Here is a 20600-nt window from a genome sequence, read left to right as displayed (position 1 = left end):
AATTTCGAGAGGGGCGCCGAGCGTGTCCCTCATTGCCCACACTATCTAGTTTATGGGTTGCGGCACGAGGGGTCGTTTTGCCGCGCAGCTCTCAAAGTTGCGGCGAATTGAGCACCATCATTTTCTTGATCTGCATCTCATCCATGGTGTGGTGAATGCCGCCGACGCCGTGGCCCGAATGTTTGAGGCCGGTGAAGGGCATCCAATCGACGCGGAAGGCGGTGTGGTCGTTGAGCATCACTGCCGAGGCGTCGAGCCGCTTATAGACACGCAGCGCCGTATCCAAATCCTGGGTAAACACGGCGGCCTGGAAAGAAACGTCGAGGCTGTTGGCTTGAGCGATCGCTTGATCGAGCGAGCGGAACGGATAGACGCAGACCACCGGTCCGAATACTTCATTCTGGCTAACGCGCGCGTTCTTCGGCGGGTCCCACAGCACGGTCGGCGCATAACAGGTTTTAGAAAGGCGCTTGCCGCCGGCCAGCACTTTGGCACCGCCAGCTTTGGCTTCCTCGACCCATTCTGACACCCGGTCAACTTCGCCTGGGCGAATGAGCGGGCCGACTTGCGTGCTGGCTTTTGTCGGATCGCCGACTTTCAGAGCTTTGGCTTCCTTGGCCAAACCGTTCGCTACGGCTTTGGCGATTGAATGATGGGCGAAGACGCGCTGCACCGAAACGCAAACCTGCCCGGCGTGATAAAACCCGCCCTTGGCGAGAAGCGGCAATGCCCGTTTGAGATCGGCGTCCGCCGCCATGATGACCGGCGCGACGCCGCCATGCTCGAGCGCACAACGTGTGCCCGGCGCCAGTTTGGAACGCAGCATCCAGCCGACACCGGCCGAGCCGATAAAACTGAAAAACGCGACGCGCGGATCGGTGACGATTTTCTGCGACACCTCGCGCGCGGCCGTCACGATCGGCTGGCACCATTCGTCCGGCAAGCCCGCCTCACGTAGGATTTTAACGAAACGCAAACAGGAGAGCGGGGTATCCTCGGACGGCTTGACGAGCACCGGGCAGCCCACGGCAATGGCGGGGCAAACCTGATGAATAATCAGATTTAGCGGATGGTTGAACGCGCTCACCGCGGTTACCACGCCGATTGGCTCGAGGCTGGTGAATGCCAGGCGGTGCTGCGAAGAGCGAGAAATCCCCATCGGAATTTCTTCACCTGCCTGAGTACGAAGACCCTCAATGCAGAGCTTTACGCCATCGATGGCGCGCGCAACCTCATGTATCGAATCGACGAGCGGCTTGCCGCCCTCGCGGGCCGATTCAAGCGCCAGGTAATCGGCTCGCTTGGTCATGATCTCGACCGTGCGCTCCAAAATATCGACGCGCTTCCAGGCCGGCAGCCATGAATCGCGATCACGATAGAGCGCGTAGGCGGTTTTCAGCGCCTGTTCGGCGACCGCTTCATCGGCGGTCGCGGCGCTGCCAATCTTGCGACGGTTATAGGGAGATAAAACATCGACATAAGGCGAACTGCTTTTTGCTCCCGGCACCATCAACCCATAACGCTCGGCCATTCTTTTACTCCTTGTTCTGATACCTTTGGAGAAACTTACCTTGAGCCTGCGCTGGGCGACAACTCCGGCCGGATTCTCAATCGTAATTTATGGCAAGTATTTCGTAATTGCGTACGCCGCTCGGAGTGTTGAGCTCTATCGCGTCGCCGCTCTTCTTGCCTATCAGCGCGCGCGCCAGTGGAGCTGTAACGGAAAGCCGGCCCTCATTCACTTCGGCCTCGTCGGCGCCGACGATCTGATAGGTGCTCTCTTTTTCCGTTTCCTCATCCACAACCGTAACCCTGGCTCCGAATTGGACTCGGTCGCTCGATAGGTTTGAGATGTCGATGACCTCGGCCAAGCCAACCTTGCTTTCCAACTCGGTGATGCGTGCCTCGATCATGCCCTGGCGGTCTTTAGCCGCGTGGTATTCGGCATTTTCCTTCAGGTCACCATGCTCGCGCGCCGTACCAATTTCACGGATGACAAGCGGCCGTTCTATGCTTTTCAGGCGGCTAAGCTCTTCTTTCAACTTGGCGTGGCCCGCGGGCGTCATTGGATGCTTTTCCATCGCCTTTTCTCTGCCGTTTCTTTTCGTTCACTCGCCAATAGTCATACCGTCCGGCGGCTTTTGACGCCAGTGCATGAATATCCAAAATAAGCGAAAGACTAAACGCTTTGTCCCTCGAACTTTTGAGAATAGGACTGCAGCGTTGCAACTGCAAGGCCGCCGCTTTTGAGCGCGGCGATGGCGCGCAGCATCGCCTGGCTGCCGGCGATGGTGGTGAAATAGGGAATTTTATACTCCAGCGCCGACCGTCTGAGTTCGTAACTGTCGGCAATCGCCTGGACGCCTTCCGTGGTGTTGACGACAAGTTGGATTTCACCGTTCTTGATGGCGTCGACGATGTGGGGACGGCCCTCATGCACTTTGTTGATGGCGTCGATCTTGACGCCGGCGGCGGTCAGCACCTTGGCCGTGCCACGCGTGGCGACGAGGCGAAAGCCCATGCCGGAGAGTTCCGCGGCGATGGCAGTGAGCGCATTCTTGTCGCGGTCGCGAACCGAGAGGAATACCGCGCCTTCCAACGGCAACACCGTTCCCGCGCCCAGTTGCGCCTTTGCGAAGGCGCGGCCGAAATCGCTATCGATGCCCATCGCCTCGCCGGTCGATTTCATCTCCGGGCCGAGCAGCAAATCGACGCCGGGGAAACGGGCGAACGGAAACACCGCCTCTTTCACCGAAATATGTCCGCCGCCATGAATAGTCAGATCAAACGCACTGAGTTTCTCGCCGGCCATGATGCGTGCTGCGATCTTGGCAATCGGGCGGCCAGTGCTTTTGGCGACGAACGGCACCGTGCGGCTCGCCCGCGGGTTTACCTCGAGGACGTAGATTTCGTCGTCTTTGACCGCGAACTGCACATTCATCAAACCGCGCACGCCGATCTTCCGCGCCATTGCCTCGGTCTGGGCCTCGATACGCGCGATCAGATCGTCCGAAAGAGAATGCGGTGGCAACGAGCAAGCGGAATCTCCGGAATGTATGCCGGCTTCCTCGATATGCTCCATCACACCCACCACGACGACGCTTTCGCCGTCGGCCAGCGCGTCTACATCGACCTCAATTGCGTCCTCCAAAAACCGATCGATCAGCACCGGGCTGGTGCCGGAAACTTTGACCGCCTTGGTTAAATAGCGCTCCAGATCGCTAGCTTCGTGAATGATCTCCATCGCCCGCCCGCCAAGCACATAGGACGGGCGCACGACCACGGGATAGCCGATTTCATCGGCTAGGCGGGCGCCTTCTTGGGCCGAAACGCAGGTCGCATTGGCCGGTTGTTTGAGGTCTAGTTCGCTGAGTAGGGTGCGAAAACGATCGCGGTCCTCGGCCAGGTCGATGGCATCGGGCGGGGTGCCGAGGATCGGCACGCCGGCGGCCTCAAGTTCGGCCGCGAGCCGGAGCGGCGTCTGTCCGCCGAATTGAATATTAAGCCCGGCGAGTTCGCCCCTGGCGCTTTCGACACGCACGATATCGAGCACAGTCTCGATGGTGAGCGGTTCGAAATAGAGTCGGTCCGAAGTGTCATAATCGGTCGAGACCGTTTCCGGGTTGCAGTTAACCATGATCGTCTCGAAGCCGGCTTCGGAGAGCGCGTAGGCAGCGTGAACGCAGCAATAATCGAACTCGATGCCCTGGCCGATGCGGTTGGGGCCGCCGCCGAGGATAATCACTTTCTTCCTGTCGCTTGGTTCAGCCTCGCATTCAGCCTCTCCCGCCGCGCCGTCGGCGCAAATCTCTCCGGTTTCGTAACAGGAATACATATAAGGCGTGCGCGATTCGAATTCAGCGGCGCAGGTGTCGATGCGCTTGTAGACCGGATGGACGCCCAGCGCCGTGCGCAGCGCCCTGACGGCAGCTTCGTTGTGACCGGTCAATTCGCCCAGGCGTGCATCGCCGAATCCGGCGCGTTTCAGCGCCGAAAGACCGGCACGCTCCTGCGGCAAGCCGGACTTTATGAGGTTTTGTTCAATGGCCACCAATTCCTCGATCTGTTCGAGAAACCACGGATCGAAATGGCAGGCTTGATGAATTTCATCCAATTCGAGCCCGGCGCGGAAAGCTTCCGCCACCACTTGCAGCCGGTCGGGACGGGGCAGGCTGAGGGCCGCGAGCAACACTTTGGGGTCTCCGCCGCTACTCCAACCATCGACATCCACCGAGCTGAGGCCGGTCAAGCCGGTTTCCATCGAGCGCAGTGCCTTTTGCAGCGATTCCTGGAAGGTGCGGCCGACAGCCATGGCCTCGCCGACGGATTTCATCGAAGTGGTCAAGAGCGCGCTTGTGCCCGGGAATTTTTCGAACGTGAAGCGCGGCATTTTGGTCACGACATAATCAATCGTTGGCTCGAACGAAGCCGGTGTGACGCCGGTTATGTCGTTGTCGATCTCATCCAGGGTATAGCCCACGGCCAGCTTCGCGGCGACTTTGGCGATGGGAAAGCCAGTTGCTTTCGAAGCCAGCGCGGAAGAGCGCGAGACGCGCGGGTTCATCTCGATGATGACCATCCTGCCGCTCGCCGGATCGATGGCAAATTGCACGTTGGAGCCGCCAGTTTCCACACCGACCTTGCGCAGCACGGCGATCGAGGCGTTGCGCATGCGCTGATATTCCTTGTCGGTCAGCGTCAGCGCCGGTGCCACGGTGATCGAATCACCGGTATGCACGCCCATCGGGTCGATATTCTCGATCGAGCAGATGATGATGCAATTGTCGGCGGTGTCACGCACCACCTCCATCTCGAATTCCTTCCAACCCAAAACCGATTGCTCGACCAGCACCTCGCCAACCGGCGACGCGTCGAGTCCGGCCTGGACGATGTCGTCAAACTCGGCGCGGTTGTAAGCGATCCCGCCGCCGGTGCCGCCGAGGGTAAAAGAGGGGCGGATAATGGCCGGCAGGCCGGTATGCGGGATCGCATCGCGCGCCTGTTCCAGCGTTTTCGCGACCCGGCTTAGCGGGCATTCCAGGCCGATCTCTTCCATTGCGTCGCGGAATAGCTGGCGGTCCTCGGCCACCCGAATGGCCTCACGCGAGGCGCCGATCAACTCGACGCCATGGGCTTCGAGGGTGCCGTCATCGGCCAGCGCCAGCGCGGTGTTGAGCGCTGTTTGCCCGCCCATGGTGGGGAGCAGGGCGTCCGGCTTTTCATGCGCGATGATCTTGGCGACGATTTCCGGCGTCACTGGCTCGACATAGGTGGCGTCGGCGAATTCCGGATCGGTCATGATCGTGGCCGGGTTGGAATTGACCAGGATAACGCGATAGCCCTCTTCGGTGAGCGCCTTACAGGCTTGGGTTCCCGAATAATCGAACTCGCACGCCTGGCCAATAATAATAGGCCCGGCGCCAATCACGAGAATAGACTTAATGTCGGTGCGCTTAGGCATCAGATTCCCTTGAATCCATCAACGCGACGAAGCGTTGGAAGAGATAGTGCGAATCCTGCGGGCCGGGGGAGGCTTCGGGGTGATGCTGCACGGAGAACACCGGTTTGCCGGTGACTTCCAAGCCTTCCAAGGTGCCGTCGAAGAGCGATACATGGGTGGCTTTGACGCCTGTGGGCAGGCTGTCGAGGAGCACTTCGAAACCGTGATTCTGGCTGGTGATCTCGACCTTGCCGCTTTTGAGCTCTTTGACCGGATGGTTAGCGCCGCGGTGGCCGAACAGCATTTTTTTGGTTTTGGCGCCGAGTGCCAGGGCCAGCATTTGATGGCCGAGGCAGATGCCGAATATTGGCACGCCGTCGGCCAGCAGGGTTTGGATCGCCGGTATGGCATATGCCCCCGTCGCCGCCGGATCGCCAGGGCCGTTGGAGAGAAAGACACCGTCTGGCTTGTGCGCCAGAATCTCTTCGCCGTCCGCTGTTGCTGGCACCACGGTGACACGGCAGCCGAGCGACGTCAGCGAGCGCAGGATATTACGCTTGGCGCCGTAATCGACCGCGACAACATGATGGCGCGCCGCGATCGAGGTGGCGTATGCGCCAGTGGCAAAATTCCACACGCCCTCTTGCCAACCATAGCTCTGGAGGCAGCTCACCTCTTTGGCGAGGTCCATGCCTTCGAGGCCGGGCCAGGCTATGGCCTCGGCCGTGAGCGCTGCCGCCTCGGGCGCGCCGTTCGCCGCCGCCTGATGGCAGAGCGCACCGGCCTGTGCGCCACTCGTCCGTAGCAGGCGCGTTAGGCGCCGGGTATCGACACCGGTGATGCCGATCAGCCCATGCCGCTTCAGCCAATCGTCAAGATGTTCAAGGCTGCGCCAATTGGACGGCGTGGTGATATCGGCGCGCAAAATCAGGCCACGTGCTGCCGGGCTCAGCGCTTCGATGTCCGCTGCATTGCCGCCGACATTGCCGATATGAGGGAAAGTGAAAGTGATGATCTGCCCGGCATAGGAAGGATCGGTCAGAATTTCCTGATAACCTGTGATCGACGTGTTGAAGCAGATCTCGCCGACCGCCGTACCGTACGCGCCGATGCCGTGGCCGCGAAACAGGCTGCCATCGGCCAGCGCTAAGGCGGCCATTCCTGCGCCGGGGTTCTTTCCGGGGTGGGACATGGCAGTTTGATCCATGTTGGTTGTCTCGCGAGGCCGTGCGCGCGGGTGGTTTTCTCGCCGGCCGGTGACGGCGCGTGATCGCCGAAATATGGCTTGCACGCGAGTCGCAAAATCACCGGTAGGCGCCGCGCGGCGCAAGTTACGGAGTAGCGCCGAGTCCGTCAAGTAATCGCCGTTGGCGGGCATTGCCACGGTCTGATATTGGGCGTGCTAACATGAAAGGAAGGAGGGTCGGCCTGCGCAAATGATCGGTGGAAATCGCTGTAGTAAATTCGTGATGGGATGCTTCGCCGCTTTGTGCTGGGCGCTTTTGGCGCTGCCCGGCGGAGCCGAAGAATCCTTGCGCGACGACGCCAGAAGCGTGCTGACTGTAGCCGACCTTAAGGCCGCACAGAATGCCGACGAGACGCCAGTGCAAAACGCCGAGTTTATGCCGGTGGGTGAGCACGCGCCGGCGCACCATAGCTTCGAGGGCACGCTCAGCCTACCGGAGTTTGAGCTTCACGCAGTGCTCGCGGCCACAGCACAGAAGGCGCCCAATCTCCTGCCCGGCCAGGCACTTTTCCCCGGCGTCGATCTCCAATTTTTTGTTTATGACGGCTATCTGGTGCCGGTTCGCCGCGACGTGGTCAGACCGCGCGGTGGCGCCAGCTGGTCGCAAATCATTGTGGCGCCGGGTCGCGTCTGGTCGGAGCCGTCCGACAACGGATTTTCGCGTGCCTCATTTCCCTTCATTGTCGTCAATGACTACTCCAACGACAGCCATAACGGTGTCGCCACGTTTGTATTTGACGACACCAATGTTTCGTCGTTGCGCCTGCAAATCACGCAAGAGGCGGCGCCTTGGGCGATCTACGATATGTGGGGCCAAACGCCGATGACCTATCGGCCGCACGCGATCCAGGAGCGATCCGTGTTGGCGGCCAAATTTTCTGAAGAATTGTCGCGCGAAGTGCCGATGCGGGCGTGGTCGGAGCTTGAGGCTATTGCCGGGGCGGGTTCGGTATCGGCGATAATTCATCAGCAAGGCAGTTCCGAGGGCGTGTCGGCGGCGGGCCTGATTGTCGATGGTGTGATCTACGCCCATCCTTGTCGCGCGCGGTATGGCGACTATCCCTATTGCGGGCAGATGCGTCACGGCGTTTATTCGGTTACCAAATCCATGGGCGCTGCGCTGACGTTGCTCCGTCTCGCCGAGAAGTACGGGCCGGAGGTGTTTGATCTCAAGATCGTGGATTACCTCGATATCAGCGCCCGCCATGTCAGCCATGGCGGCTGGCGCGACGTCACCTTTGCCCATGTGCTCAGCATGGCGACCGGCATCGGCTACAGATCGCGGGTGCGCGAGCCGCTCAAATTCGAAGCCAACGAAGACAATCCGACGCTGCTCAAATGGCTTCAGCTGTTGAGCGCCGAAGAAAAGCTCTCGATGGCGCTCTCTGTCGGCGGCGACTATCCGTGGGGGCCCGGAGAAGTGGCGCGCTACGACACGATGCACAGCTTTATTCTTTCGGCCGCGATGAGCGCTTTCCTGAAGTCGCGGGAGGGCCGCGAGGCCGATCTCTGGGACATGGTGCAGAAAGAGGTTTTAGAACCCATCGGCGCCTATCACGTTCCGATCATGCGCACTCTGGAAAGCGTTGGCGGGCGCGGCCTGCCGATCATGGGTTTTGGTCTTTATCTACGAATCGATGACGTCGCCAAGATCGCCCAGCTCCTGCATGACGGCGGCAAATATGGCGGCCGGCAATTGCTTCACCCAGGCAAGCTTAGCGAAGCGCTCTATCAGACGGAAAAGCGCGGCCTGCCGACCGGCGGCATCGGCCAAGACCATGAATATCAACTATCTTTCTGGATGAAACCGTTTAACGACAATCATGGCTGTGAGACATGGTTGCCCAAAATGATGGGTTATGGCGGACATATTGTCATGATTTTGCCGAATCGGACGACCGCCTTTCGCTTTGCCGACAATCACCACTACCAGGCCCGCGACCTTGCCCTCGCGGCGCATAGCGTGCGCCCGCTTTGCCCGCGTTGAAGCGGCGGGTGGCGGCAACCTCGAAATCGCCACATCCGCGCGTTTGGCGCGCGCCGTGTCGCGAAATTCGAATCGGAGTAAAACTTCGCTCCATCTAAACCACCGACGCCGAAGGGCGAATTTGTCAACCCGCATTCTGGGGTTGATCCCTGCCCAAGTGGCGCTATCTTTCGGCGCTTCGTTCGTGAACCATATGTTCAGGCGATGATTAGAGATCAACTCAGTGATGCATTAAAAATCGCGATGAAGGCGCGCGACGAGCGCACGACTCTAACCGTGCGCTTGATTCTCGCTGCCCTCAAGGATCGCGATATTGCTGAGCGTGGCAAAGGCAATCCGGATGGCCTCGGCGAGGTGGAAATCCTGCAATTGCTGAATACCATGATCCGCCAACGGCGCGAGAGCATCACCATGTATGAGAGTGGCGGGCGCATCGACCTGGCTGAGCGCGAAGGTGAAGAAATTGCTGTGATCCACCGTTTTCTGCCGCCCCAAATTGAGGGCGAGGATATGGTGAAGGCGATCCAGGTTTTGGTCGGCGAAGAAAACGCTAAAACTATCAAAGACATGGGCCGTACCATGTCGGCGCTCAAGGAAAAATATGCCGGACGCATGGATTTTGCCAAGGCAAGCGGCGTGGTGAAGGAACTGCTGGCCTGAAACAACGCCGGAGTTATCCCGTATTTTCCACAGGTTAGTCACATGGCTAGCCACAGCTTTGTCCCCAGGAAAATAACGAGCTTGGTGCCCTAGCCCTCGCGCCGGTCACGGCGCTACGCTACTGTAGTTGGAAGCTGGCCGCGCTTTCGCCGCCGGCGGGAGATCGTCCCGACAATGGCCTTTACGCCGCAATTTTTGGACGAAATCAGAGCGCGCGTCCCGCTCTCGGATGTCATTGGCCGGCGTGTCCGCCTGATTCGGAAGGGGCGCGAGCACGGCGCGCTCTGCCCGTTTCACAACGAAAAGACACCGTCGTTCACAGTGAGTGACGACAAGGGCTTCTTTCATTGCTTCGGCTGCGGGGCGCATGGCGACGTCATCGGCTTTGTCATGCGCGACGAGGGATTAGCATTTCCCGAGGCGGTGGAAAAACTGGCCGGCGAAGCGGGCCTAGAGATCCCCAAGGAAACGCCACAGGACCAAGCCCGCGCCGATGAACAGCTGTCGCTTTATGGTGTGCTCGAGTCAGCCGCCAAATTTTTTGAATCGGAACTGCGGGCCGATTCCGGCGCTGCCGCCAGTGCGTATCTCAAGGGACGTGGGCTGAAGCCGGAGACGATCGAGGGCTTCCGTCTCGGTTACGCGCCGGAATCGCGAAGTGCCCTAAAGACTGCCTTGCTTGGCAAGGAAATTTCGGAAGCGATGTTGGTGATTTCCGGGTTGTTGATCGAGCCGGAAGGCGGCGGCGCGAGCTACGACCGTTTCCGCAATCGCGTGATATTTCCCATTCAGGATCGGCGTGGACGGGTGATCGCTTTCGGCGGGCGGGCGCTTGGGGACGCCCAGGCTAAATATCTTAACTCGCCGGATACCCCGGTTTTTCACAAGGGTGCGGTGCTCTACGGCATGCATCTGGCGCGCGGCGTGGCGCGGAAATCGGGGCGGATCATCGCCGTCGAAGGCTATATGGACGTGATTGCGCTGCATCAAGGTGGCTTGACCGAAACGGTGGCGCCACTCGGAACTGCCTTGACCGAACTGCAAATGGAAGAAATGTGGCGTCTGGTGGACGCGCCGGTGCTTTGTTTCGACGGCGATGTGCCCGGACGGAAAGCGGCGGCTCGGGCCGCGGAGCGCGCCCTGCCGCGCTTGAAATCAGGGAAATCCCTGGCCTTTGCAGCCCTCCCCATGGGCCAGGACCCCGACAGTCTCATCGGCGAAGGCGGCAAATCCGCAATCGAGGACGTGCTGGCCGGCGCGGAACCGTTATCCGAGCAATTGTGGAAAATTGCCGGCGGCGGCGAGGAATTGACGACTCCGGAGAGTCGCGCCGCACTCAATCGCCGTCTGAACGGCTATCTCGAGCAAATTCCCGACGACGATCTCAAATTTTACTTTCGCCGCCACTATAAAAATCGCCTGTTTGAACCCTTCACCAAGAGCAAATCGCAGCGCGGGCCGCGCCCTGCGCCGCGTCGCGGCCCGCGTGATGACGAGAAAATCCTTCCGCAACATGGGCTGGGCGGGCGCGCCGAAGGCAGTTCGGCCCGGCGCGAACGCACAATTCTTCAGACAATTCTCAATTTCCCCGAATTGCTGAATGATTTTCATGAAGAGATCGAACGCCTGCCTTTGCTTGCGGCGCGCTACCGCGCGTTCCGCGACGCGCTGCTGGCAGCTGATGTCGGCGGCACCGCACCGGACAAATCGAAAATCAATTACGTCTTGATCCAGGCAGGACTGGAAAAACTCCTCGATGAGTTGGTTGGCGGGGATGCCGCCTATCTGGATTGGGCTGCAAAATCCACGGCGGCAAGCGTGAACGACGCCCGTGTACAATTGCGTCATGCGCTTGATCTGCACCATCGTCTGATCGACATGGAGAAATTCCGCCGTGAGGCGGAAGAAGCGCTGGCCGGCGATATGAGCGAAGAAAATTTTCGCCGCCTGGTGGAAAGCGGGCGCGCCGTTAACGAATCGCCGGGCACAGAAGTGCTCATTCCCGGGTACGGAGACAATGATAATACGGAATCGGGACGGGGCTGACTTGGCCTGCGAAGGGTATCGAATTAATTCGCACGCTTGACAGCCGAAACAAGCCGATTTAGACATTTGGCAGCTTAGGCTTGAATTGGCGGGCTCCGCGCTCCATTTCAATGCTACAACAAATTTGAGGAATCCCCATTGAACGCCTTTCGCCGTCCTGATCCAGGCCGGCGACCATAGGCGTTTCGCGAATTGTCGCGAGATATGGGGACAAGTTGTTGAATCGATTGTGTTTTCAGGCTCGAATTGAGAGCCGAATTAGAAAGGTCGTTTGATGGCGACAAAGCCCGCGAAATCCGCTGATTCTTCCGAACGCACTGAGGAAACGGCGGACAGCCCCGTTCTCGATTCGTTGACGGCGGCAGTACGCAAGCTCGTAAGCCGCGGCAAAGAACGCGGCTATGTCACATATGACGATTTGAACGAAGCGCTGCCCCCGGACGAAGCGAGTTCTGAGCAGATCGAAGACACGATGGCTCAACTCTCGGAGATGGGCATCAACGTCATCGAAAACGAGGAGTCCGACGAAGCCGCGAACGAGGACAAAGCCGAGGGCTCTGGAACCGAAGCGCCGGCCAAGGTCTTAGACGAGGATTTGGGCCGCACCGATGATCCGGTGCGCATGTATTTACGCGATATGGGAAGCGTCGAGTTGCTTTCGCGCGAAGGTGAAATCGCCATCGCCAAGCGAATCGAAACAGGCCGGCAAACCATGATTAGCAGCATTTGTGAAAGCCCGCTCACCATGCGCGCCATTATCGAATGGCGCGAAGCGCTTTCGGAAGGCCGAATTCTGCTGCGCGACGTGATTGATCTGGACGCGACTTATGGCCGCGAACCTGGCGCCGCCGTTGAGGGCGGCGGCATACCGGGAGCGGCATCTTCAGAGGAAAACAGCCCAGAAAAAGAAACTGCAGAAGGCACGGCAGAAGGCGCAGCAGAAGGCGCAGCAGAAGGCGCAGCAGAAGGCACAGCAGAAGGCAGTGACAGCGAGAATGGAAAAGACGGGAGTGCGGAAGGCGAAGAATCTCAAAATCGCCCCGAGTCCGATGATGAGGACCTCGACGAAGGCACGGTTTCGCTTGCCGTTATGGAGGAGGCCGTCCGCGGCGACGTTATTGAAACTTTCGATAGCATCGCTTCGGCCTACAAAAAATTCCGCCGGTTGCAGGATCAGCACCTCGAGCTCGCCCTGAAGAATGAGCAGCTGTCCGGTCCCCAATTGAAACGCTACGAAAAGCTCAGACAGGAATTGGTGACGTTGATGCAAAGTGTGCGTCTCAATAATGGGCGCATCGAGGCGATGGTGGATCAGCTCTACGGAATCAACAAGTTGGTTCAGAACCGCGAAGGCGAACTGCTGCGTTTGGCAACTCGCCACAAGGTAGACCGCCAGAGCTTTATCAAGCGCTATGTCGGGCGCGAGCTCGACCCGCGCTGGCTGTCTCGAGTGTCGCGTCTATCCGATCCGGCGTGGAAAAACTTCGCCGCTGCCGAACGGCCTCGGGTGGTGGAAATTCGCAAAGACATCGCCGAGGTGGCGCGCAATACCGGGCTAGAGCCCGTTGAGTTCAAGCGTATCGTCTCGACCGTTCAAAAGGGCGAGCGCGAAGCCGGGCAAGCCAAAAAGGAAATGGTCGAGGCCAATCTCCGCCTGGTGATTTCGATCGCCAAGAAATATACCAATCGCGGCCTGCAGTTCCTCGACCTGATTCAGGAAGGTAATATCGGCCTGATGAAGGCGGTGGATAAATTTGAGTATCGCCGCGGATACAAATTTTCTACATACGCGACCTGGTGGATTCGCCAGGCCATCACGCGCTCCATAGCCGATCAGGCGCGCACCATCCGCATTCCGGTGCACATGATCGAGACCATCAACAAACTGGTGCGCACGTCACGCCAGATGCTGCATGAAATTGGCCGCGAACCGACGCCGGAGGAATTGGCCGAGCGTCTCGGCATGCCGCTAGATAAAGTGCGCAAAGTACTGAAGATCGCCAAGGAGCCGATTAGCCTTGAGACGCCGATTGGCGATGAAGAAGACAGCCATCTCGGTGATTTTATCGAGGATAAGAATGCTGTCCTGCCGGTTGACGCGGCCATTCAATCTAATTTGCGTGAAACGACGACGCGCGTGCTGGCGAGCCTCACGGCGCGCGAAGAGCGCGTGCTGCGCATGCGTTTCGGCATCGGCATGAACACCGACCACACGTTGGAAGAAGTCGGGCAACAATTCTCTGTAACCCGGGAACGCATCCGCCAAATCGAAGCCAAAGCGCTGAGAAAACTCAAACATCCCAGTCGCTCGCGCAAGCTGAGAAGTTTCCTCGATACGTGAGTGAAGCGGAGCGTCCGCTTCTAAGAGCTGAATTCCCGCCCCAATATTCGGCAGTCGGCGGTGCGGTGGGGCGATGAATCCGCCACCGCATAGCTTCGGCAAGTTCAACGATATCACTCAGCGCCAAGCTTATCGCATCGGCATTTCCGACGGTAGCCGCTTGCCGGCCGTGGTCCTCGTTATCAGCCTGATGGGATTCGGCGCGTTGTGCCGCGAAAGCGGCCTCGGCCTCGACTTTGCCATAGTGCAACTGGTCACGATGTGGGCGCTACCCGGACAAATCGCCTTCGTTGAGCTCTACGCGTCGGGCGGCACCGTCGTCGCCATTACCCTCGCCGTTGCCATGGCCAATGCGCGCTTCATGCCGATGACCGCGACCCTGATGCCGCTGCTGCGGCCCGGCATGCGCCAACCCGCATGGCTATACGCCATGGCCCATCTGGTCAGTTTCAATGCCTGGATATGGGTGTTGAGGCGGTGCCCGGAGCTGCCCCCTGAACGCCGCGCCGCATACTATATGGGCTTCGTCACGGTGACCGCTTCCGCCGGAATTGTAGGTGCCGTCGCGGGGTATCTGTTAGCCGGCGTGGTGTCGGAAATCGTTTTACTGACACTGGTCTTCGTCAATATCGTTTACTTCGTTCTGATGATGGCCGCTGCACGCGGCATGGCGGCCATTCTGGCGGTGATTGCCGGCGGTGTAGCCGGCCCGCTGCTGCATATGGCGACGTCGGATTGGGGTTTGCTGCTGAGCGGCGTGATTGGCGGAACACTGGCTTTTGGTGTGGCACGCGCCTGGCGTGACCACCATGTCTGAAAACGTCGCTTGGATCGCTTTGCCGGCGGCGGTAGCCGTGAGTTTCCTATGGCGCGCCATCGGAGTTGCAGTATCGGGGCGCATCGATCCGGCGAGCGATGTCTTTCTCTGGGTCCAATGCGTGGCATACGCCATGTTGGCCGGCTTGGTCTCGCGCATGCTTTTTCTGCCTACAGGCGCGCTGGCCGAGAGCGAGTATTGGATTCGCCTCGCGGCGGTGGGCATAGGCCTCGCCATCTTCTTTATCCTCAAGCGCAATCTGTTGATTGGGATATTGACCGGCGTGATGGCCTTCCTGGTGCTGCAATATATTCAGGCGCCCTAACCGCTGATCAGATCGAGCCATTCCTGCTCGCTCAGCACGGTAACGCCAAGCTCGACCGCCTTTTTGAGCTTTGACCCGGCGTCCTCGCCGGCGACGATGAAATCGGTTTTTTTGGAAACCGAGCCCGAGACCTTAGCGTCCAGCGCTTCGGCCCGAGCCTTGGCTTCGGCGCGGCTCATGAGTGACAGTGTGCCGGTGAAAACAACCGTCTTGCCGGATACCGGCGAGGTGGCGGCGGGGGCTTCGAATGGCGCAATTTCAAGCGCCGCTTCAAGCTCACTGAGGACCCGCGAATTATGTTCCTCAGCGATGAACCCGACCAGCGCCTCGGCGGCAGCAGTGCCGATGCCGTCAATATCCACCAACTCAGCATAGGCCTCGCCGTCGCGATCGACGGCGGCGGTGAGTGCCTGATGCAGCGAATCAAAATCGCCGTAGCGGCGGGCCAGTAGACGTGCCGTGGTCTGGCCGATGTGGCGGATACCAAGGGCAAAGATCAGGCGTTCGAGCGCAATATTCTTTCGTGCGACGATGGCCTTGAATAAATTGCCCGCCGACAATTCGCCCCAACCGTCGCGTCCGGCAAGGGGGTGATCCGCCGCATTGTCGCGCGCCTCCAGGGTAAAAATGTCGGCCGGGCTACGAATCAAGCCGTCGATCCAAAAGGATTTGATCTGTTTTTCGCCCAGGCCCTCGATGTCAAAGGCATCGCGGCTGACGAAGTGACGCAACCGTTCGACGGCCTGGGCCGGACACACCAACCCGCCGGTGCAGCGCCTGGCCACTTCTCCGCTTTCTTGTACCGCGATTGAGCCACATTCCGGGCAGGTCGTAGGAAAATCGAATTCTCGCGAACCTGTGGGGCGTTTTTCGAGGACCACCCGCACGACTTGCGGAATCACGTCGCCGGCGCGCTGTACAATCACATGATCGCCTTCGCGGATGTCTTTGCGCGCGATCTCATCCTGATTGTGCAGGTTCGCGCGGCTGACCGTCACTCCGCCGACCGCGACCGACGCTAGTTCTGCGACCGGCGTCAACGCGCCGGTGCGGCCAACCTGGATAGAAATTTTCTCGAGTATCGTTTCCGCCTGTTCGGCAGCGAATTTGTAGGCGATTGCCCAGCGTGGCTCGCGCCCGGCGGCGCCCAGGCGCTCTTGCCAATCGATTCGGTCGATCTTGAATACCACGCCGTCGATCTCGTAAGGCAGGCCATCGCGCTTGGCGACGATGTGGCGGTAGTGCGCAAGGCCATCCTCGAGTGTGTCGTACGGCCGCGCCATTGGATTAACCTGGAAACCCCAATCTTTAAGACTTTCGAGATAGTCGCCGTAGAGGCCGGCGACAGGGTTGCTCATTTCGCCCCACGAATAGGCAAAAAAGCGCAGCCGGCGCTTGGCGGTGAAGGAAGGGTCTATCTGACGCAAGCCGCCCGACGCGGTGTTTCTTGCGTTCACGAAGGGGCGCGCGCCCTCGGCTTCGCGGTCTCGGTTCAGGGCCAGAAAATCCGCCCGCGTAATATAGACTTCGCCGCGTACTTCGATCACTTCGGGGATGTCCTGGCCAGTCAGTTTGGCGGGCAGGTCGAGCACGGTGCGCAGATTTTCGGTCACGTCCTCGCCCTCTTCGCCGTCGCCGCGCGTCGCGCCCTTTACATAGATGCCGTTTTCGTAGCGCAGTGACGCGGAGAGGCCGTCAATTTTGGGCTCGACCATCAGGGCGACGATCTCATCCGCGTCGAGTTTCAAAAAGCGCCGTGCGCGGGCGATGAATTCGGCCATGTCGGCATCGTCAAAGGCGTTGCCGAGGGAGAGCATGGGCACGCGATGGCGCACCTTGGCAAAGCCGGCGGCAGGCGGCGCGCCGACCTTGTGGGTCGGGCTGTCGGACCGCACCAGCGCCGGGTAACGCTGTTCGATGGCAATATTCTGTCGGCGCAGCGCGTCATAAGCCCGGTCTTCGATCTCGGGTTCGGATTGTTGATAATAGAGCCCATCATGGCGGGTGATTTCGGTGGCGAGATATTCCAGAGCCTGCTCGGCCTCAGTTTCGCTCAGTTGCTCTACGGGTTTGTTCAGAGATGCCGGCGGGCGGCTCATGTCGGGTCGCCAGCGATTAGGCTTTGCGCTGCCGCACGCGCTTCGTCGGTGACCTGTGCGCCTGAAAGCATGCGCGCGATTTCCTCGCGCCGCGCCGCGCCATCGAGGATTTCGACCTTGGCGCGGGCGCTATTTTTGGCGCTTTCCTTGAGCACGCGGATGTGGCGTTCACCGCGCGCCGCCACCTGCGGCGAGTGCGTGACGACGAGCACCTGAACATCCTGTGCTAAACGGGCTAGCCGCTCGCCTACCGCGTCAGCGACCGCGCCGCCGACCCCTTCATCTACTTCATCGAAAACCAGGCTGGGCACGCCTTTGGACCGTGTCAGGCAGACCTTAAGCGCGAGCAGTAGGCGGGCGCGTTCACCGCCTGAAGCGATTTTTTCCAGCGGTCCAGGGGGCGATCCCGGGTTGGTGGTGATTTCGAAATGCACACGCTCCAGGCCTGCGGCGCCGGCTTGGCTTTCTTCTAATTTGTCGATGGACGTGCGGAATGTGGCGCCGCCGAGCTTCAGCGGTGCCAATTCACCCTTCAAGGCTTTGTCGAGCGCCTTCGCGGCGCGGGCGCGTGTGGTGCTCAGGCGCTGGGCTGCCTGCAGGAATTCGACGCGGGCATCAGCGCTCGCTTGGCTGAGCTGCGCATGCGCCGTGCCGCCTTGATCGAGCTGCCCAAGGCGGCGGCGAAAATCAGCCAGCAAGGGCGTCAGCAATTCTGCTTCCGTGTGATGTTTGCGCGCGGCGGCGCGGAGCGCGAACAGTCGCTCTTCGGCTGCGTCTAGGCGGCGCGGGTCGAGATCGAGTCCGCGTTCCGCTTCGGCCAACGCCGCTTCTGCTTCCGCCGCTTCGATCGCAGCCTGCCCGAGCGCTGCGATCGCTGCATCCATGTGGCCGCCGGCCTCTTCTTGCACATGTTCGAGCGTCCGGGTGGCCGAGCGCAGGCTCGCCGCTGCCGGATGTTCGCCGGCGATCAGCTCGCGGGCATCGGCCATTGCCTTTGACAGCTTTTGTCCGTTCATCAAGCGCCGCCGCTCGGTCGCAAGCTTCTCTTCCTCGCCTGCCTGGGGGGCAAGCGCCTCCAACTCAGCGCTGACATGGCGTAAATATTCTTCGTCACGGCGCGCCTCGGCAAGTTCCGCCTCGGCCTTCTCTAAAGCCGCCACCGATTCGCGCCAGGTGGCGCAAGTAGCCGCTGTGAGGGTGCGCTCCTTGTCGTTGGCGGCAAAAGAATCGAGCAGGGCGCGATGATTTCTTGGGTCGAGCAGGCCGCCCGAAGCAGATTGGCCTTCGATTTCCACCAGGGAACTGCCGAGTTTGCGCAACCAGGCAGCACTTGCTGGTTGGCCGTTGGCGAAGGCGCGACTGCGTCCATCGACGCCAAGAACGCGGCGCAAAATTAACTCATCGGTGGGTTCAAAGCCCTGCGCTTTGAGCATGGCCCAGGCTGGATGACCGGCGGCCAACTCGAAGCTGGCACTGACGCTGGCCGATTCGGCGCCATGACGCACCAATTGGGCGTCACTGCGGGCGCCCAGCGCCAATCCCAAAGCATCGAGCAGGATCGACTTGCCGGCGCCGGTTTCACCGGTCAGGACACATAGGCCGGGGCCAAACTCCAGGTCCAAGCTATCGATAAGAACCAGGTTGCGGATCGATAGACTGCGAAGCATGCGACAGCCAATCAGAAAATCGAATTGAAGGCCCGGCTGATCCAGGATTCTTCGTCGGCTTCAGGGCGCAGATCGACCCCTTCCAAGAGAGCATAGCTGTCGAGATACCACTCACTGCCCGGAAAATTGTGACCCAGCACCGCCGCTGACGTCTGGGCTTCTTGCGACACGCCCAGCGCGAGATAGGATTCCGTCAATCTGTGCAGTGCTTCCGCCACGTGGCTGGTAGTTTGAAAGCGCTCGATGACTCGGCGAAAGCGATTGATTGCGGCAATGTAGTTGGCACGAGTCAAATAATAGCGCCCGATATCCATTTCTTTGCCTGCCAGATGATCGCGGGTGAGGTCGATCTTGAGGCTCGCGTCGCGCGCATAGGAGGTGTCCGGAAAACGGCGCACCAACTCCTCGAGTGACGCCAGCGCCCGCTCAGTCAATTCCTGATCCCGTCCCACATCCGAAATCTGTTCATAATAAGATACGGCGTTCAGGTAATAAGCATAGGCGACGTCGCGGTGACCGGGATGTAGCTGGATAAACCGGCCGGCGGAGATGATCGATTCGTCATAGTCATTGTTCCTGTAATAGGCGTAGGACGCCATGATCTGCGCCCGGGTCGCCCATACGGAATAAGGATGTTGACGTTCCACTTCGTCAAACGCCTTGGCGGCATCGACATAGGATCCGTCCAGCAGATTGTCCATCGCTTCGTTGTAGAGTTCTTCCACGGGCCGCTCTTGGTACGCCACGTCGTCTTCTGCGCAGGCGGCAAGAATCAGCAGCGCGGCGAGGACGCTGGCGAATCCACGTAGGATGGAAGAAGAGCGCTGGATAATGTCGAAGGTCATATTGGTCCCGAACTCGAAGCTTGAATCGGCGGGATTATATCACGGTCGACGGATGAGGGGAGGCATGTCGCGCTAAATCATCATCTAGGGGCCGATTGAGACCCGAATTAGCACATGTTTGTAGAACGCGGGCGAAATATATTAGGCGCTGGCAGCCGCCGCAGCGTGACGCACTTGCGGCGCCGCATCTATCCGGTCGATGCATCGTGCGTCCATGTCGGTCCAGCACCAAGCCGTTTCATCGTCGAGCAGTGCGTTGAGCAATTCGTGGTTCATCGCGTGCCCGGCACAATAGTTTTCAACATGGGCCAACAGCGTCGCGCCCGCCAAACTCAGGTCGCCGATGCAATCAAGCGCCTTGTGGCGGGCAAATTCGGTGTCGTAGCGCAGGCCTTCCTCATTCAGTAGGCCGTGCTCACCGATCACGACAGCGTTGTCCAGCGAGCCGCCCAACGCCAACCCGGCGGCGCGCATTTTTTCGACATCAGAAGCTAGGCAAAAGGTGCGCGCACTGCTCAGGTCTTCCTCGAACGAGGTTTGCAGCGAATCATAATCGAAATACTGCTCGCCGATGGCGTCATGATCGAAGGCAATTTCGCAATGCAACGAGAAATGGTCCGATGGAGCAATCGAAGCCCAGCGGCTTTCATTGCCGACGGCAATCTTCCTGAGTACCTGAATGGCGCGGCGAGGTACATTTTGTTCGACGATGCCGGCGCATTCGATCAAAAATACGAAAGAACGTGAACTGCCATCCATGATCGGAACTTCGGCGCCGTTCAGTTCGACGATGACATTCTCCACACCGCAGCCGGCGAACGCCGCCATCAAATGTTCGATCGTGCCGATGGACAATCCGTTGCCGTTGCCGATTGTCGTGCACAGCTGAGAATCGACAACATTGTCGCGATGCGCCCTGATTTCAGCGTTCGCCCCCATATCTGTGCGACGGAACAACACGCCCGTGTCCGGCGCCGCCGGGAGGAGCGCCATGGATACCTTGACATTGCTATGAAGGCCGGCGCCGGTGCAGTGAATCGGCGCTTTCAGGGTGCGTTGCAATTGTTTGGTCAAAAACCGATCTTTCTATTCTAGCGCCGCCGAGCGACCCCGCTGACGATTGCATC

General features: G+C 59.7%; 14 protein-coding genes. 6 read left to right on the top strand and 8 right to left on the bottom strand.

What is annotated here, in order from left to right; genetic code table 11:
- Positions 1-91: 91 nt before the first annotated feature.
- The 4 genes from O3A94_13080 to carA all read right to left on the bottom strand — a co-directional run bounded on the left by O3A94_13080 (position 92) and on the right by carA (position 6632).
- Positions 92-1531, bottom strand: a complete 1440-nt coding sequence (locus O3A94_13080) for an aldehyde dehydrogenase family protein (protein MDA1357184.1) — start codon at positions 1529-1531, stop codon at positions 92-94.
- A 76-nt stretch (positions 1532-1607) separates the two neighbouring features.
- Entirely contained in the window at positions 1608-2081 is a 474-nt protein-coding gene (gene greA / locus O3A94_13075; protein MDA1357183.1) for a transcription elongation factor GreA, read from the bottom strand.
- 98 nt (positions 2082-2179) lie between these two features.
- Positions 2180-5461 carry a carbamoyl-phosphate synthase large subunit gene (gene carB / locus O3A94_13070; GenBank protein MDA1357182.1) on the bottom strand — a complete coding sequence of 1094 codons (3282 nt, stop codon included), beginning with the start codon at positions 5459-5461 and terminating at the stop codon, positions 2180-2182.
- Positions 5454-6632 (bottom strand): glutamine-hydrolyzing carbamoyl-phosphate synthase small subunit, encoded by a 1179-nt coding sequence (gene carA / locus O3A94_13065; GenBank protein ID MDA1357181.1) that lies wholly within the window; start codon positions 6630-6632, stop codon positions 5454-5456. Before carA ends, carB begins: the two co-directional genes overlap by 8 nt.
- Before the next feature lie 244 nt (positions 6633-6876).
- On the opposite strand from carA, the gene O3A94_13060 reads away from it, so the two are divergent.
- From O3A94_13060 to O3A94_13035, 6 genes are all read left to right on the top strand, one after another.
- Complete coding sequence (locus tag O3A94_13060; protein MDA1357180.1) at positions 6877-8673, top strand: serine hydrolase; 1797 nt, start codon at positions 6877-6879, stop codon at positions 8671-8673.
- A 204-nt stretch (positions 8674-8877) separates the two neighbouring features.
- Positions 8878-9333 carry a GatB/YqeY domain-containing protein gene (locus tag O3A94_13055; protein ID MDA1357179.1) on the top strand — a complete coding sequence of 152 codons (456 nt, stop codon included), beginning with the start codon at positions 8878-8880 and terminating at the stop codon, positions 9331-9333.
- 174 nt (positions 9334-9507) lie between these two features.
- The gene (gene dnaG / locus O3A94_13050) at positions 9508-11379 is read left to right on the top strand and encodes a DNA primase (protein ID MDA1357178.1); all 1872 of its coding nucleotides are present in this window, start codon (positions 9508-9510) and stop codon (positions 11377-11379) included.
- 274 nt (positions 11380-11653) lie between these two features.
- Positions 11654-13720: an RNA polymerase sigma factor RpoD gene (gene rpoD / locus O3A94_13045; GenBank protein ID MDA1357177.1), complete on the top strand. Its 2067-nt coding sequence runs from the start codon at positions 11654-11656 to the stop codon at positions 13718-13720.
- Positions 13721-13793: 73 nt separating this feature from the next.
- Positions 13794-14537 carry an AzlC family ABC transporter permease gene (locus O3A94_13040; GenBank protein MDA1357176.1) on the top strand — a complete coding sequence of 248 codons (744 nt, stop codon included), beginning with the start codon at positions 13794-13796 and terminating at the stop codon, positions 14535-14537.
- On the top strand, positions 14530-14862 hold the full coding sequence (locus O3A94_13035) for an AzlD domain-containing protein (GenBank protein MDA1357175.1): 333 nt from the start codon (positions 14530-14532) through the stop codon (positions 14860-14862). The genes O3A94_13040 and O3A94_13035 overlap by 8 nt, the downstream gene beginning before the upstream one ends.
- On the opposite strand, the gene ligA is transcribed toward O3A94_13035, so the two are convergent.
- The 4 genes from ligA to lpxC form a co-directional block, all read right to left on the bottom strand.
- Complete coding sequence (gene ligA, locus O3A94_13030) at positions 14859-16961, bottom strand: NAD-dependent DNA ligase LigA (protein MDA1357174.1); 2103 nt, start codon at positions 16959-16961, stop codon at positions 14859-14861. The genes O3A94_13035 and ligA overlap by 4 nt on opposite strands.
- The gene (recN, locus tag O3A94_13025; GenBank protein MDA1357173.1) at positions 16958-18628 is read right to left on the bottom strand and encodes a DNA repair protein RecN; all 1671 of its coding nucleotides are present in this window, start codon (positions 18626-18628) and stop codon (positions 16958-16960) included. Before recN ends, ligA begins: the two co-directional genes overlap by 4 nt.
- 11 nt (positions 18629-18639) lie before the next feature.
- Positions 18640-19473 carry an outer membrane protein assembly factor BamD gene (locus O3A94_13020; GenBank protein MDA1357172.1) on the bottom strand — a complete coding sequence of 278 codons (834 nt, stop codon included), beginning with the start codon at positions 19471-19473 and terminating at the stop codon, positions 18640-18642.
- A gap of 141 nt (positions 19474-19614) precedes the next feature.
- On the bottom strand, positions 19615-20547 hold the full coding sequence (gene lpxC, locus O3A94_13015) for a UDP-3-O-acyl-N-acetylglucosamine deacetylase (protein ID MDA1357171.1): 933 nt from the start codon (positions 20545-20547) through the stop codon (positions 19615-19617).
- Positions 20548-20600: the final 53 nt, after the last annotated feature.

This window comes from Pseudomonadota bacterium (genome assembly GCA_027624955.1).
Classification (GTDB): domain Bacteria; phylum Pseudomonadota; class Alphaproteobacteria; order UBA828; family UBA828; genus PTKB01.
Note: the sequence above shows the minus strand (reverse complement) of the source record. Positions and strands in the feature narration are given on the sequence as shown.